The sequence below is a fragment of the Nocardia sp. NPDC006044 genome (assembly GCF_042871115.1).
Classification (GTDB): domain Bacteria; phylum Actinomycetota; class Actinomycetes; order Mycobacteriales; family Mycobacteriaceae; genus Nocardia.
Window position 1 is genome coordinate 3,050,296 of sequence record NZ_JBIAID010000001.1, and the last position, 14,793, is coordinate 3,065,088.

At 67.4% G+C, this 14,793-nt stretch carries 10 protein-coding genes; 2 read left to right on the forward strand and 8 right to left on the reverse strand.

Going from position 1 to position 14,793, the window contains the following annotated elements:
- Nucleotides 1-22: 22 nt before the first annotated feature.
- From ACFYO1_RS14040 to ACFYO1_RS14075, 8 genes are read right to left on the reverse strand one after another with little or no spacing between them, the layout of a single operon-like run.
- Nucleotides 23-976 (reverse strand): NAD(P)-dependent oxidoreductase, encoded by a 954-nt coding sequence (locus ACFYO1_RS14040; RefSeq protein ID WP_387230476.1) that lies wholly within the window; start codon nt 974-976, stop codon nt 23-25.
- Complete coding sequence (locus tag ACFYO1_RS14045) at nt 976-2,259, reverse strand: cytochrome P450 (RefSeq protein WP_387230478.1); 1,284 nt, start codon at nt 2,257-2,259, stop codon at nt 976-978. The genes ACFYO1_RS14040 and ACFYO1_RS14045 overlap by 1 nt, the downstream gene beginning before the upstream one ends.
- A complete protein-coding gene (locus ACFYO1_RS14050) occupies nt 2,249-2,926 on the reverse strand; it encodes a GNAT family N-acetyltransferase (RefSeq protein ID WP_387230479.1) in 678 nt (225 codons plus the stop codon). Before ACFYO1_RS14050 ends, ACFYO1_RS14045 begins: the two co-directional genes overlap by 11 nt.
- Nucleotides 2,927-4,069 carry an acetyl-CoA carboxylase biotin carboxylase subunit family protein gene (locus tag ACFYO1_RS14055; RefSeq protein WP_387230481.1) on the reverse strand — a complete coding sequence of 381 codons (1,143 nt, stop codon included), beginning with the start codon at nt 4,067-4,069 and terminating at the stop codon, nt 2,927-2,929.
- Entirely contained in the window at nt 4,056-5,174 is a 1,119-nt protein-coding gene (locus ACFYO1_RS14060; RefSeq protein ID WP_387230483.1) for a pyridoxal phosphate-dependent aminotransferase, read from the reverse strand. Before ACFYO1_RS14060 ends, ACFYO1_RS14055 begins: the two co-directional genes overlap by 14 nt.
- The gene (locus ACFYO1_RS14065; protein ID WP_387230485.1) at nt 5,167-6,147 is read right to left on the reverse strand and encodes an arginase family protein; all 981 of its coding nucleotides are present in this window, start codon (nt 6,145-6,147) and stop codon (nt 5,167-5,169) included. Before ACFYO1_RS14065 ends, ACFYO1_RS14060 begins: the two co-directional genes overlap by 8 nt.
- A complete protein-coding gene (locus ACFYO1_RS14070; protein WP_387230487.1) occupies nt 6,140-7,162 on the reverse strand; it encodes a methyltransferase domain-containing protein in 1,023 nt (340 codons plus the stop codon). Before ACFYO1_RS14070 ends, ACFYO1_RS14065 begins: the two co-directional genes overlap by 8 nt.
- 28 nt (nt 7,163-7,190) lie before the next feature.
- Nucleotides 7,191-8,417, reverse strand: coding sequence for a 4-hydroxyphenylacetate 3-hydroxylase N-terminal domain-containing protein (locus ACFYO1_RS14075; protein ID WP_387230489.1), 1,227 nt, complete (start codon nt 8,415-8,417; stop codon nt 7,191-7,193).
- Nucleotides 8,418-9,080: 663 nt separating this feature from the next.
- On the opposite strand from ACFYO1_RS14075, the gene ACFYO1_RS14080 reads away from it, so the two are divergent.
- Together ACFYO1_RS14080 and ACFYO1_RS14085 are read left to right on the forward strand one after the other, a co-directional pair.
- On the forward strand, nt 9,081-13,907 hold the full coding sequence (locus ACFYO1_RS14080) for an SDR family NAD(P)-dependent oxidoreductase (protein WP_387230491.1): 4,827 nt from the start codon (nt 9,081-9,083) through the stop codon (nt 13,905-13,907).
- Nucleotides 13,904-14,746, forward strand: coding sequence for a 3-hydroxyacyl-CoA dehydrogenase family protein (locus ACFYO1_RS14085; protein ID WP_387230493.1), 843 nt, complete (start codon nt 13,904-13,906; stop codon nt 14,744-14,746). The genes ACFYO1_RS14080 and ACFYO1_RS14085 overlap by 4 nt, the downstream gene beginning before the upstream one ends.
- Nucleotides 14,747-14,793: the final 47 nt, after the last annotated feature.

The window sequence follows — 14,793 nt, forward strand, 5'->3', positions numbered from 1 at the left end:
GGGCCTCCAGTGGGACGGGTGGTCAGGGAATCAGGTAGTCCATGGCGATCGTCCGCGGGTCGAGGCACAGAGACCGCTCCCGCATTGTCGCCGGAACGTGGGTGCCCGCGGTGAAGATCGCCGCCCAATCCCGGTGATACAGCGGATCGCCGTCCCACGGCCGCCAGGCGATGTGCGGGGTCAGCGTGACCCGCCCCTTGTCGGCCCAGGGGCGCAACAACTCCGCGCGGTCCTCGCTCTCGACGTCGGTGGTGAGCCTGCCGGTGCCCGCGGCCAGCCAGTGCAGCAGCGCGTCGACGTCGACGGGGGACGATCGCGCCGGATTGATCAGGTGACCGTCCAGGCGCAGGCAGCGCAGCAGCGCGTCACCGATGAAGCCGGTGACCTCGGGCAGCCCGGGCAGCGCGACCACCATGAGGTGCGCGAATCGGTTCGGCAGCCGCTCCAGCGCTGTCGCGTCGGTGCTGCCGAAGGGATGCGCGGTGCGGGAACGCGGACGAACCACGGTCACGGTGGCACCCAGTCCGGCGAGCGTCGCCGCGACGGTCTGGCCGAACGCGCCGTACCCGACCACGAGGGCCGCGCGACGATGGAAGGGCTTCGGCACATCCTCGAACGTGTCTCTGGCGCAGTGCAGTACGTGCTGGGTGATCACATACTCCGACAGCGACGGCGCGTAGGCCCGCGCGCTTCTGGTCACCAGGTTGTTCCGCGCAAGCGCGGGAATGTGCGGATAGTTGGGTCCGGACGAGACCAGGTGTACCCAGGAATCCGTGGTCGCGGCCGCGGTTTCGGCCAGCTCGGCGTCGGTGAGGTCGTGTGCGGCGAGCGCGACCATCTTGTGCGCGAGCACCGTGCCCGCCGCCACCGGTTCGACGCGCACCCCGAGCACGCCCAGCTCGTCGGCGACGGTGGCCGCGTCCGTGGAGGCGCCCAGGCAGTAGAGCGTCGCCGGGTCGACCGTGACGGCGCCCATCAGCGTCCGCTGGTCAACGCCAAGGGAACTCGGATATGTCCGTGCAGGACAATCGAATCCCGCCATTGCCGGCCCGGCAGCAGCCGGGCGTCCGGATACGCGGAGAGGAAGCTGCCGACCGCGACCTGCCCCTGGACCTTGGCCAGGGACGCGCCGAGACAGCGGTGCACGCCGGTGGAGAAGCTCATACTCGTTCGCGCCGAAACATTCTCGACGTCGAGCCGGCCCGGATTCGGATAGGCGCGCGCGTCGTGATTGACCGCGCCGACCCAGATCAAGGCCCCGGTGCCGGGCGCGACGACCCGATCGCCGATCTTGGTCTCCACCCGTGCGGTGCGATGGGTCAGCTGGATGGGGGAGTCGTAGCGGAGCAGCTCCTCGAACCAGGGGTCGGTCAGGCGCCCGTCGGCGAGCACCTCGGTGCCGAGGCCGTGTTCCAGCACGGTGACAATGGAATTCGCGATGAAGCTGACCGTGGTCTCGAATCCGGCGGCGAAGACGAACCCGACCAGGGTCAGCAGTTCGGCGAAGCTGAGTTCGCCGCCCGCGTGCATCCGGACACAGTCCTTGAGGAAGCCCTCCTGGAGCATTTCCGGGTCTTCGGTGCAGTCCACCACGAACTTGGTGAACTTGCGCGCCTCGGTCATCCCTCGCCGGTATTCCGGGAAGGTGATGCCGACGTCGAGCAGCTTGGCGCCGTGCCCGCCGAGCGAGTCGAGCATGTCGTCGCCCAGGTCGGGGATGCCGAGGAAGTCCGAGATGACCCGGATCGGGATCTTGCGCGCGAAATCCGCGACCAGATCGATGTTTTCGCGGCCGTCGAGCTCGGCGAGCACCGCATCGGTGTGCTTGGTGATGATGTCGACCGAGCTGGTCACCGCGCGGTGGGTGAACATCGGGAAGACGAGTTTGCGCAGCCGGGTGTGCTCGGGCGGGTCCATGAAGACCAGGGCGGGGGCGTCGAGGGCGATGGGTACCGAACGCTTGGTCAGCCAGCGGTAGAACCCGGCGGTCGGCGGAATCGCCACGGGCTGGTCGGCTGACCAGTCGTTGCTGCGCAGGATCTCCTCGCTCTCTTCGTATCCGGTGATGACCAGACCGGCCGCACTGTCGTGCACGCCGGCCGACGCCCCGATCTTCGTCAGGGTCGCCCGGTACGGGTCGCCCTTGGCCGGTGGCCGGAGGAAGAGCCGTCCGACATCGTCCGCGTCACCGAGCATCGAGTCGGGCAGCAAGCGGAGCGGGCCGTGTAGCAGGAACCAGCGAACAGGATCAGTGACCACCGAGTTCACGGAGGACAACGTCGACACCCCCTTGGCGTTGCATTGCGGCATAGAAGTTCTCGCGCTCGAACCGGAACAGCGCGGCCTGCTTGTGTGGCAGATCGATCTCGCCGAGCTCGTGGCCGTCCACCACCTTGCACACGCTCCGGTTCAGCGTGCGCACCAGCTGATTCGCGGCGGACGGGTCCGAGATCACGCCGGTGCACTCCGGATAGGTCTCGAACAGGCCGGCGATGAGCGCGACCCAGAACGGCAGGGCGTAGCCGAAGTAGTCGGGTTCGCCGATGCAGCCGTGCATGCCCATGTCGTGTTCGGGCGTGTCGTAGTAGTCGGCGACCACGTCGAGCGCGGCGAAGTACAGTTCGGCGTATCCGCCGTGCTGCCCGTCCTGCCCGACGAGGAAGGGCCGGGTCTTGTTGTCGGAGAACTGGAATTCGATCTCGTCCTGCCAGCCCGCCCGGTCCCAGTCCTTGTGCATCGCGAACTGCACGTGCGGTTGCGCCATCCACTCGACCACCTGGTCGATCTCGGCTGCGGTGTTCGGCGTGACCGGGGTGAGCTGCCAGGGTGGCGGCAGCGTCGGCACCTTCCATTCCTGGAAGGCGAAGTCGGTCAACGGTTTCCCGCGCCGCCGGGATCGATCTATGGGCCTGCGCTCAGTCGCCACTCACGGCACCTCGTTCGCGGTGGCCAGCAGCTCGAGCGCGGCCAATACGGCGTCGGTGCGGCCGGTGAGCCGCGCGCGTCCGCCGAGCCGGATCCGGTCGAATGTTGCTTCTACGGAATGCGTTTCGATGAGGCCGGCACCGGCGATCGGCTGACCGACGCGCCACATCCAGCCGCCCGAGGCGTCGGCGTCGGCCTTCGGTTCGTCCCAGCCGAGCCCGGCCTGCACCCGGAGATTGAGCAGTTCCAGATCGATGCCGGTGATGATCCTGGACTGGAACGGCACCTCGCCGCCGGACGCGCGAGCGCATACCTCGCTGACCACGACATCCTCGAAAGCGGCACCGCTGGAAAGGTATTCGACGTGCGCGGTGAACGTCCCGTCCAGACCGAGCGCGGTGCACGTCCGGATCGCGAGGTCGGCCAGCTTCGCCTCGGTCGCCGGGTCGGTCCTGGCCGAGCCGGAGCCGCCGCCGCGGGTGAGGTCGAGCAGCGAGCGGATGTAGAGACCCGAGAACAGATGTGTCGCAGTGCCGTTCACCACCAGCACTTCGGAATGGTATTGCGGGCCGTCGAGCAACCGTTCGACCAGATCGTCGCTCAGTGCGGTGAGATCGACGGCGCCGAACTTCTCGGTCCGGATCCCGCGCAGGTTCGCCTCGGCGGCGGGTTTGACGATGACCAGCTCGTCGTCGGCGAATCCGGTGCAGCCGCCCGCCTTTTCGACGCTGCCGGCGGCGACGATCAGGGTCTCCGGCACCGGAATGCCCGCCGCCTCGAGCGTCCGGCGCATGACGCCCTTGTGCCGGTAGTTCTCCAGCGAGCCCGCTGGGATGGGTGTCGGCAGGCCCAGATCGCCGCACAGCCGCGCGGCGACGCCGAGTAGATACTCGTCATTGGTGACGATCGCGGTGGCTCCGGCCGGGATCAGCGACGCCCACTCGTCGATGCCGGCGATCCGTTCGTCGCCGATATCGTGCAGTGCCACATCGCCTTCGCGGATCAGCGGCACCTCGCCGGTCCGCAGAATCCGTAGTTCGGCGCCCGCCGCGGTGACGGCTGAGCCGAACTCGGCCAGCCCGACCGTGCCGAGCGACTGCTTCGCCTGTAACAGGACCACCGTTGCGCGATCACCTGATGACAACACGCCTCCATGCCTCTAGGTGCTGGTCGACGCGCTGGCAGCCGGTGACGATGGCTTCCGGATCGCGCGCCAGCGAGATGCGGATCAGATCGGTGCCGAGCTTCGGCTGGGCCCAGTAGAACAGTTCGCCGGGCAGCACGTGCACCCCGATCTCACCGAGTTCGGTGTAGAGCGCGCTGGCCTCGACGCCTTCCGGCAGCCGGAATGTATCGACGGAGATCCTGGATTCAGGATAGGCCGGTGCCAGGTTGATGTGGTCGCGGGCCAGGGTGCGGTTGCTCTGGAGGCCGCCGCGCAGCCGGTCGTAGCCGCCGTGGCGGCCGTCCTCGGCGAACAATTCGACGATCCGCAGGATGAACGGCGACGCCGAGAGCATGTGATCGGAGTACATCCGGGCCAGCGGGAGCGGGTTGCCGGCATTCCAATTCAGGAAACCGGCCTTCAATTCCTGTAGCGGCCAGAGCTTTCCGGTGTCCTCGATGGTCGCCCAGTCGAGATCGTACTGACCGAGCACGGCGTACATGTCGTACTGGGCGCGCAGATCCTGTGCGCGGAAGCAGGAATCGATGACCAGCACGGTGTCGCGATCGGCGCACGCGGCGGCGATCTGGTGCAGGCGATCGGCGTCGATCACCGCGCCCGTCGGGTTGTTCGGCGAGACGGTGAACAGCACACCGTGCGCGGGGATCACGTCTTCGAGTGTGCCGCCGGCCAATTCGGACTCGGCGACCGAGTGAATGGACAGCCCGTGACCGGCCAGCAGGTCGTGCAGATTGTCGAAGGTCGGCTCGACCATGGCCACCTGACGGTCGGCCAGGCGAATCGCCTTGCCGATCATGTCGATCGCGGTGGAGGAGGAGTAGCAGCTGCGGAAGACGACGTCGTCGGACAGCGCGGTGTGCTGCCCGATCGAAGACAGGAACGCGTTGCGCGCACTGCGCTCGACCACGTCGACCGGGAGCTTGCGCGTCTGCGCGAAGACCTCCGGGAAGCCCGCGACGATCTCGGACTGACTGGCGGACAACGACATTCGCGGATGACCGTCGGACAGGTTGACACCGTCGACCAGCGCCTTGACCTCCAGGTCGGTGATGTTATCAGGCATGCAAACGACCATCCTGTTGCGTCTTGGTCCGCCGGGCGGCAGCGGCCATGGTCATGATTTCGAAGATCACCGCGACACCGAGATGCGCGGTGATGTCGGCGGAGTCGTACGGTGGCGAGATCTCGACCAGCGATACCGTGCGGATATCCGGCAGGTCGAGTTCGCGCAGCAGTCGCAACGCGAACGCCGAGGAGGGCCCGCCGACCTCGGGGGTGCCGGTGCCGGGGGCACACGACGGATCCACGAAATCGATGTCGAAGGTCAGCGCGACCGGATTCGACCCGACCCGGTCCCGCACGATCCGGCCGAGTTCGCGCGGGCCGATGTCCAGCGCGTCCTCGCAGTGGATCACGGTGAAGCCGAGGCCGTCGTCGGCCAGGTCTTCGCGGGGCACGCTGCCGCGCATGCCGATCTGGATACTGGTCGTGGGATCGATCAGGCCCTCTTCGGCGGCGCGGCGGTACACCGTGCCGTGAAAGTGCTTCATGCCGAAGTAGTTGTCCAGCACGTCCCGGTGCGCGTCCAGCTGCACCAGCGACAGCGGTCCGTGTTTGCGTGCGGCCGCGCGTAATTCGGCGATCGCCAGACTGTGGTCGCCGCCCACCAGGATCGGCAGTGCGCCGACCTCGTGCACCGCGCTGACGCTGCTCTCGATCAGCTCGAGGGTTTGCAGGTGGTAGCCGGGGACGATGTGCACGTCGCCGCCGTCGACGACGGTGAGCAGGTCGGTGATGACCAGGTCGCGTTCCCGGCTGCCCAGCCGGCCCAGCGTGCTCGCCGAGCGCACCGCCTCCGGCCCGAAACGGGCACCGCTGCGATAGCCCGTCGCACCGTCGGTCGGCACGCCGAGGATGACGGCGTGCACCCCGTCCTCGGCGGTCAGCTCCCGGATCGGCCGGTAGGGCAGGCGGAAGAACGTCCGCGGCCCCGAGCTCAGCCGGGAGACCGCCTGGCTGTCGGTATAGTCAGTCATCGCCGTTTTCCTTGGCCCGCAACAGCATTGCGGTCACGATCCCGGTTTCGTCCAGGCCGGGGGTGTCGACGTCGTCCACCACCACCTCGAGTCCCGCGCTGTCGTAGAGGTCCGCCCAGTACTGCTTGGGCGCCAGGCGCTGGTCGGTGAACGGGTGCAGCAGGAAATAGTGGTTGTAGTAGTTCGTGCGGTGCGGGTCGCGCATCTTCTCCGCGTCGTCCCAGCAGTAGTCGATATCGATGACCAGCAGTTCGAGGCCGGGGTTGTTGTCGAAGAGCGTCCGGAGGAACTTCCGGACGCCGTTCTCGCCCTCCTGGCCGAGGATTTCGTGGATGACGAAACTGATGATGCCGAAGTCGTAACGCGCGTCGGTCTGTTCGAGATGGCCGATCGCGTCCGCGTTGACGATCTCGATCCGGTCGGCGTGCACCGATCCGGCGACGAATTCCACTGCGGCCGCGGCGCCCTCGGGGCTCGGCTCGATGCCGGTGAGCCGCATGTCCGCGTATTTCTCGGCCAGCGTGGTCAGGAAGATGCCGCTGCCGCAGCCGAGATCGATGCCGCTGCGGTAGCTCTTGCCCCGCTTGTCGAGTACTCGGTACATCAGCGGAATCGCGTCGTGCACACTGATTTCGCAGCTGCCGACGCCGACCATGCGGCCGTCGCGCGGCACCGCGGCGGGATCGGCGAAGCCGCGGCCGATATCCAGGAAGGTCCGGCCGTAGCCGCCGATCATCATCTGGTACCAGCCGCGTGCCTCCCAGATCCGCACGAGCTTGTCGGTGGCCCGATCGTTGTCGATGTATCCCGCGGTGCGCAGGAACAGTTGCAGCGCTTCGACCCGCTCGGGCGTCGTGACCACCGACTCCAGCGCTTTGCGCGCCGAGACCTCGTTGACCACGATCTGTTCCAGCACACCGTGTTCGATCAGGTTGTACAGCACTGCCGACTGCACGTATCCGCTGAACGGCTCCAGCGCTTCGATCAGGCGATTCCGGTTAAGCATGTCGTTCATACCTCTCTTTCGGTCGGTGCTCCGCCGGTCAGCCAGCGGCGAGCCGATCGGGATCACCGACGAAGGCCAGCTCGTATTTGTTCTGTCGATATCCGTAGGCGCCCGAGGAAAGGTTGGTGAACAACGTCCAATCGGAGAGCTGCGGTGCCGCGGGAATGAGGCCGTGCTGCGTCGTGCGGCCGGGTTTCGGGCAGATCAGGTCCAGTCCGGCGATCTGCGCGAGCAACGTCGAGGCGCCCTCGATGCGCTCGGTGAAGTTGCCGATGCCTTGCAGCAGCATGCCGCGCTCGGCGGCCCAGAAGCCGTAGCGTTCGTCGAAGCCGGCCGAGTCGAGGGCGGCGCGGAAATCGCGCTCGGTGCTCGCGGCGAACCGGCGCAGTTTCGCCAGCACTACCGCCGGCTCTTTGACCGAGGTCCGGCCGCCGTCGAGCACGCGTTGCGCGAGCGTGTAATACATCTCGGCCTTGGCGGCCATCCGGGCGAGTGCCTGGATCCAGGCGGGATGGGTCATGCCGGTGCCCGCGCGCAGGTTGTTGCAGCGGTCGATGGATCCGTCGATGAAGACGCGCGAGTTCGGCACGAAGGCGTGGTCCAGCTCGATGATCGCGTCCTGTTCGTCGAGCGCATCTATGGACTGGTCCGGCAGCTCGTGCGCGCCGCGGAAGCCGGCCCGGGAGTGCACGGTGACGCCGCTGCTGTCGGGTTCGATGGCGACGCACAATGCGGTGTAATCCTCGGCCGGGGTCAGCTGGCGATAGGGGTAGATCAACAGCACGTCGGAATAGAGCGCGAGCGTCGCCAGCTGTTTGAAACCGCTCAGGTAGATACCGTCGGCGTCACGTGCCACGACTTTCAGCAAGTGGTCTTCGGAAATGCGCCCGCGTTCGGAAATATCGGAGATCGCGTGGGTGAGAATCCAATTGCTGGCCCGGCATTCGCGGTGGAACTCCCGGATCGCGTCCGCGCCGTCGCCGAAATGGCCGGCGTTGGCGGCCCAGGCGGAGACGATGCCGGCCAGGAAGTCCGGGCTGCGCCCGAGTAATCCGCCGCTGAAGGTCGCGAATCGGCGTAACTGTCCGGCGTATTCGAAGAATTGCTCTCGTGTTTCCGGTGGGGTCCAGATGCAGTCCCAGAACAACTTCATATCCGGATTGGTGCGCAGACCGTCCAGCGTTTTCGCGAACGGGGTATCGGTACGCTCCGCAAAAGTGGCCGAAATGTTTTCGGTCGGGCAGCTGATCTGCTGAGTTTCCACGGGATATCCTTAGTGCTGCGACCTGGCGGCCGGAAATGTAGCTGAGCACGACTTCGGTCGGAAACTGCTGGTGGCGTAGGCATTCGGGCGTCCGAGTAATCGGCCGACTACCCCCGGGTAAAGTTCAGGCAATGTAGACCTCTGATCAATTAATTCGAATTCATAACACCTCGGCTTCAGGGTGGGCAAACCTGTAGCCCACCCCGCCTTCAAGGTAGCCGACCTACCGGTGTGTAACCATTGAAGTACCTGTGACGCTGCTCACATCGTAGCATTTCACGATTTTCCGCCGAGCGGTCGTTCCGCTTTATCTTAATGGCAGTAGGCGGGCAGTTTGTAAACCCCCCGATCGGGGGGATCGAATTGGATGAGTAGCCCCCTTATTGGGGGGTTGCAGATCTCATCCATGACGAGAGAATGTGACCTGAAGTGAGCTTGCAGCATACCCTTTCGCAAACGACTCTCAGTCAGTTTTGCGCTGGTCGGGAGTATGCGATAAGCGGCGTTGCGAGGTGGGTGTGTCGGTGCTAGATTCGGGGCCACCAGGGGCTGAGCTCTCCCTGATCGCATTCAGGCCGTGACCCCGATGTCTGAAGGGCGGTATTGGTGGAGACGAATCGGGTGGGGTCCGGTGGCTTCGATCGGCAGGCGATCGAGGAATGGGTGGCAGAAAAGATAAGCCAGATCATCGGAATGAATCCGGCGGCTATCGATCGCACCACCACCTTCGCCGCGTACGGTCTGACCTCGGCGGACGCCGTCGGGCTCTCGGGTGAGCTGGAGGAATGGCTGGGTCGGAGCCTGCCGGAAACGCTGCTCTACGAACATCCGACGGTCGAGCAGCTGAGTGCCGTGCTCGTCGGCGCCGCTACGCGAATAGATACTGCCGCAACGGAATTCGGTGAGTTCGATCAGGCGGCCGGATCGAAAACCGACGCGCGCGAACCGGATTCCGACGATCACGCGGTGGGTATCGCGGGCATGGCATGCCGGTTTCCCGGCGGGGCGAACACGCCGCAATTGTTCTGGCGCAACCTGGTCGACGGCATCGACGCGGCGGCGGACGTGCCCCAGCAACGCTGGGACGCACAGCAATTCTTCGACCCCGATCCCTATTCCCCGGAGACGACCTACACGACCAAGGGCGCGTTCGTAGACGACATAGCCGGCTTCGACGCCCAGTTCTTCGGCATCTCGCCGCGCGAGGCGATCCGGATGGACCCGCAGCAACGGATGCTGCTCGAGACGGTGTGGGCGGCGCTCGAGGATGCCGCCATTCCCGCGGACCAGATCCGGGGGAGCCGCACCGGGGTGTTCGTCGGCATGATGGCCGACGGCCGGTATGCGAACGTGCTGGTCGACCACGGTGGCCACGGCGAACTGGACGACCCGTACCTGGGTCTCGGGAGCGCGTCCAGTGTCGCGGCCGGGCGGCTGTCCTACCTGCTCGACCTGCGCGGGCCGAGCCTGGTGGTCGACACGGCCTGCTCGTCGTCACTGGTGGCATTGCACCTGGCGATCAACAGCATTCGCAACGGCGAGTGCGATCGGGCCGTGGTCGCGGGGGTCAGCGCGATCGTGCATCCCGACACCTATCAGCAGGCCTGCAAGATGCGCATGCTCGCCGCCGACGGCAAGTGCAAGACGTTCGACGCGGCCGCGGACGGGTTTCTGCTCGGTGAGGGGTGCGGCGCGGTCGTCGTCGAACGGCTCGCCGACGCGCACGCCCGCCGGCATCGGATGCTCGCGGTGGTGCGCGGGTCGGCGGTGAACCAGGACGGCATGAGCAACGGTCTCACCGCGCCGAACCGCGCGGCGCAGGTCGCCGTGCTGCGCGCGGCCCAGCAGAACGCCGGAATCAGCGCCGGCAGCATCGATTTCGTCGAGGCGCACGGCTCGGGCACCCAACTCGGTGACGCGATCGAAATCGGCGCGCTGACCGAGGTTTTCGGCGCCGCGCGGACGGAAACCCGGCCGCTGTACGTCGGTGCCGTGAAGACGAACGTCGGTCACCTGACCGGGGCCGCCGGGATGGCCGGGCTGATCAAAACCGTGCTCGCACTGAACCGGGGCACCATTCCGCGGAATCTGCATCTGCGAGAACCAAATCCGGCCATCGACTGGTCCGCGAGTCCGGTTCGGTTGCCGCACGAGAACATTCCGTGGCCACGCGCGGACCAGCGCAGCGCCACCGCCGGCGTCAGTTCGTTCGGCTGGTCCGGGACCAACGCGCATGTCATCGTGTCCGCGCCGGCGCTCGACCTGCCTGAGCCGAATCCCGAGGAACGCTGGCACATTCTGCCGCTGTCGGCGCGCTCGCCGGAGGCGCTGACCGACACCGCGCACGCGATGTCGGAGTATTTGCGCAGCCATCCGCGTCTTGCCCCTGCCGACGTGGCCACCACCGGGCAGACCGGGCGCGAGGCCATGCCCTGCCGCACAGCGATCCCGTTCCGGACATTCCTGGACGCCGCCGACGCGCTCGACGAGGTCGGCCGCCGGGTTCCGGTCGCGACCGTGCCGCGCGGGGCGCGGCCGACCGTGCGATTCGTGGTGCCGGGCACCGGCGATCAGTTCGCCGGGATGGGACGCGATCTGTATCGATCGCATCGGGTGTTCCGCGACGCGATAGATCACTGTGCCGAGATCGCGGCCGAATCGCTGGGTATGGACTTGCGCACGGCCCTGTATCCGGCTTCGGCGCCGGCGGCGTCGGACCCGTTCGCCGCATTGCGTGGCGGTGCGGCCGCCGCCGGCGAACTGGTCACCCGAATCGACCTGGCCCATGCGGTGGTTTTCTCGCTGAGCTACGCCGCGGCCCGGATGTGGCAGAGCTACGGCGTCGAACCGAGCGGCCTGCTCGGCTACAGCCTGGGCGAATACTCCGCCGCCTGCGTGGCCGGAGTGTTCGAGGTCGAGGTGGCGCTGCCGCTCGTGGTGCGGCGCGCGCAACTCGTCGCCGATGCCCGGCCCGGCGCGATGCTCACGGTCGCGACCGCCGTGGACCGCGTCGCCGAGTACCTCGGCCCGGACCTGTCCTGCGCCGCGATAAACGGTCCCGGCACGGTCGTGGTGGCCGGCACCGAGGGGGCGATCGCCGGGCTCGAGCAGCGCCTCGCCGCGGACGAGATCGCCGCGCGGCGGGTGCCGACCACCCGCGCCATGCATTCGCCGCTGCTGAATCCGTTGCGAGAGCGGTTGATCGAGCTGTTCGAGGGCATCGAGCTGCGCGCCCCGCGAATTCCGTTCGTGTCCAACCTGACCGGGGCCTGGATCACCGATGCGCAAGCGCGGGACCCGCATTACTGGGCGGACCAGATGTGTTCGACGGTCGAGTTCGCCGAGGGGGTGTACACCCTCGCCGAATCGGATCCGTGCGTGGTGATCGATTTGGGCGCCGGTCAGCTGGCCAGCCTGGTCAGTCAGGCGCGGGTCCGCTCCGGCGGCGCCCCGGCACAGCCGACTTTGCGGGGCTCCGCGACGCGTGAGCCGGACGAGATGATCGTCGCGCGCACACTCGGCCGCCTGTGGGCCGGGGGAGTGGACGTGGACTGGTCGCGCGCCGGATCGCCGGGCAGGTCGCTGTCGCTGCCCACGTATTCGTTCAAGCACCAGCAGTTCTGGCCGGAGCCGAGGAATGACCGGGCCGAACCGGCCAGGGCACTCGGCGCGGCGACTCTCGCGACGACGGAAGTCCTCGAGCCGCAGTGGGTCACTGTTGCGGCCCCTGCGGCTTCGCCGGACCGGCAGGGCCCCTACCTCGTCTTCACCGACCCCGACACGTGCAGTGCCGAACTGGCCCGGCACTTGGCCAAGATCCTGGACGGCGTCGACTGGGTATCCGTCGCTCCGGGAACCGAATTCGGCATCTCGGGCGCGGACGGCTACCGCATCCGGCCTGACCAGCCGGCCGACTATGCGGAACTGTTCGCCGCGCTGGCGGAGCGGGACCTGTTGCCGCGCACCGTTGTTCACCTGTGGTCGGTGAGCGGTCCGAACGCGGATCCGCGCGACAGCGTGGCCACGCATCGGCGGCTCGGGTTCGACAGCCTGATGGCACTGGCCGGACAGCTGGGCCGCCACGCCATCGACGGATGCCGGATATTGGTCGTCACCGACCACGCACAGCTCATCGACGCCGAGGACGACCTGCATCCGGGCAAGACCACCGTGACCGGGCCCGCGCTGACCACGGGACAGGAGTACCCGGGCCTGGCCGTGCGTACCCTCGACGTCGTCACTCCAGCCGACGACGAGGACGGCTCGTGGGATGAGCTGACCGAAGCCGTTGTCGCCGAGCTGGATTGGCCGGGCAACGACACCGCGATCGCGCGCCGCGGCCGGCGCAGACTGGTGAAACGCTTCAGGTCGCTCACCCTCGACGCACCCACGCCGTACGTGCGTGACCGCGGCGTCTACGTGATCACCGGCGGGACGGGCGGCATCGGCCTCCGGGCCGCGGCCCACCTGGCCGCCGCGGCGTCCGAGGTGAAGCTGGTCCTGCTCGCCAGGACGCCGCTGCCGGATCTCGGCGACGCGGAATCCGTCGCCGGGGCAGACGAGGCGTCCCTGGCGAAGGCGGCCGCCGTGCGTGAGCTGACCGCGGCCGGTGCCGAGGTGCTGGTGCAGTCCTGCGATATTGGTGACCGGGCGGCGACGATCGAAGCGATCGCACACGCCCGCAAACGATTCGGCCCGATCGACGGCGTGATCCACGCCGCCGGCGTGCTGTCGCCGGACGCGTTCACCACGATCGCCGAGACCACCCCGGAGATCAGCGCGGCCCACTTCCGCGCCAAGGTCGACGGCACGATCGCGCTCGCCGACGCACTCCGTGGCGAGCGTCCCGACTTCGTCGTCCTGCTGTCCTCGATGTCGGCGGTGCTCGGCGGCATCGGCTTCGCGGCCTACGCCGCCGCCAACGCGTTCCAGGACCAATTCGCCGCTACCCGCGGCCTGCCCGGCGGGTCCGCCTGGCGCTCCGCGTGCTGGGATACCTGGCAGGCGACCGTCCGGCACGGCGAAAACCCCGGCGTCGCAGCGTCTCTGGACATGTACTCGTTCGCCGCCGCGGACGCGCTCGCCGTGCTCGACCGGCTCATCGCGAGCGGTCCACGCCGCGCGGTGGTCTCGGCGGGGCAGTTGCCGCAACGCATCGAGGCCTGGACCGGCGGCGGAGATCCGTTGCGCGAGCGCGCCTCCACGGCGCCGGAGGTCACCGCCGCGCCGCCCGAGCGGACGGTCGAGGACTACCGGCGCCGCCTGGCCGAACTCTGGCAGCAGGCCCTCGGCGTCGATCAGGTCGGCCCGCACGACAACTTCTTCGAGTCCGGCGGCAATTCGCTGGTCGGCCTGCAACTGATCAATTCGATCAAACAGCAGTTCCGCGCCGTCATCCCGACGGTGGCGCTGTTCGAGGCGCCGACGATCGCCGACATGGCCGACTATCTGCTCACGGCGGCCACAGACGAAAGGAAGGCACGGACATGAAACTCGTCGGAGTGATCGGGGCCGGCGTCATGGGCACCGGCCTCGCCCAAGCCCTTGCGGCGCACGGCATCTCGGTCGTACTCGTGGACCGTTCGCGCGAACAGCTCGACCGGGCCGAGAGCGAGGTGGTCCGGTACTCCCGCACCGGGCGGCTGTTCGGTCACGACACGGAGAAGTACGGCGACCTGACCCAGCGGGTCACCTACACCACCGATATCGGCGAGGCGGGCCCGGCGGAGTTCGTCATCGAGAACATCACCGAGAACTGGGCGCTCAAGGCCGAGGTCTATCCGGAGCTGGACCGGATCTGTTCGCCCGAAACGGTTTTCGCGGCCAACACCTCGTGCATCCCGATCACCAAGATCGGCGGCGTGACCGGCCGCCCGGACCGGGTGATCGGCATGCACTTCATGAACCCGGTGCCGATGAAATCCACCGTCGAGGTGATCCGCGGCTGGCACACCTCCGAAACCACCATCGCCACCGCGATGCAGCTGCTCGCCGACCTCGGCAAGCGCGGCATCCTGGTCAACGACATGCCCGGCTTCGTGTCCAATCGCGTGTTGATGCTGATGGTCAACGAGGCGATATTCCTGTTGCAGGACGGCGTCGCCGCGGCGGCGGAGGTCGACGAGATCTTCCGGTCCTGCTTCGGGCACGCGTCGGGACCGCTGGAGACGGCGGACCTCATCGGGCTCGACACCATCCTGTACAGCATCGAGGGTCTCCAGGAGTTCTACGGAGACAGCAAATATCGCCCGTGCCCGTTGCTGAAAAAGATGGTGGACGCCGGACTACACGGCCGGAAAACCGGCCAGGGCTTCTTCTCGTACACATAGGGAGAGGGCTCGCACCACCGAACCATGCCCCCTAACCGACAGGATCG

What these genes read in the sequence shown, in the direction of transcription:
- ACFYO1_RS14040 (WP_387230476.1), bottom strand. Translation starts at nt 976, where the DNA reads ATGGGCGCCGTCACGGTCGACCCGGCGACGCTCTACTGCCTGGGCGCC.
- ACFYO1_RS14085 (WP_387230493.1), top strand. Translation starts at nt 13,904, where the DNA reads ATGAAACTCGTCGGAGTGATCGGGGCCGGCGTCATGGGCACCGGCCTC.
- ACFYO1_RS14065 (WP_387230485.1), bottom strand. Translation starts at nt 6,147, where the DNA reads ATGACTGACTATACCGACAGCCAGGCGGTCTCCCGGCTGAGCTCGGGG.
- ACFYO1_RS14060 (WP_387230483.1), bottom strand. Translation starts at nt 5,174, where the DNA reads ATGCCTGATAACATCACCGACCTGGAGGTCAAGGCGCTGGTCGACGGT.
- ACFYO1_RS14070 (WP_387230487.1), bottom strand. Translation starts at nt 7,162, where the DNA reads ATGAACGACATGCTTAACCGGAATCGCCTGATCGAAGCGCTGGAGCCG.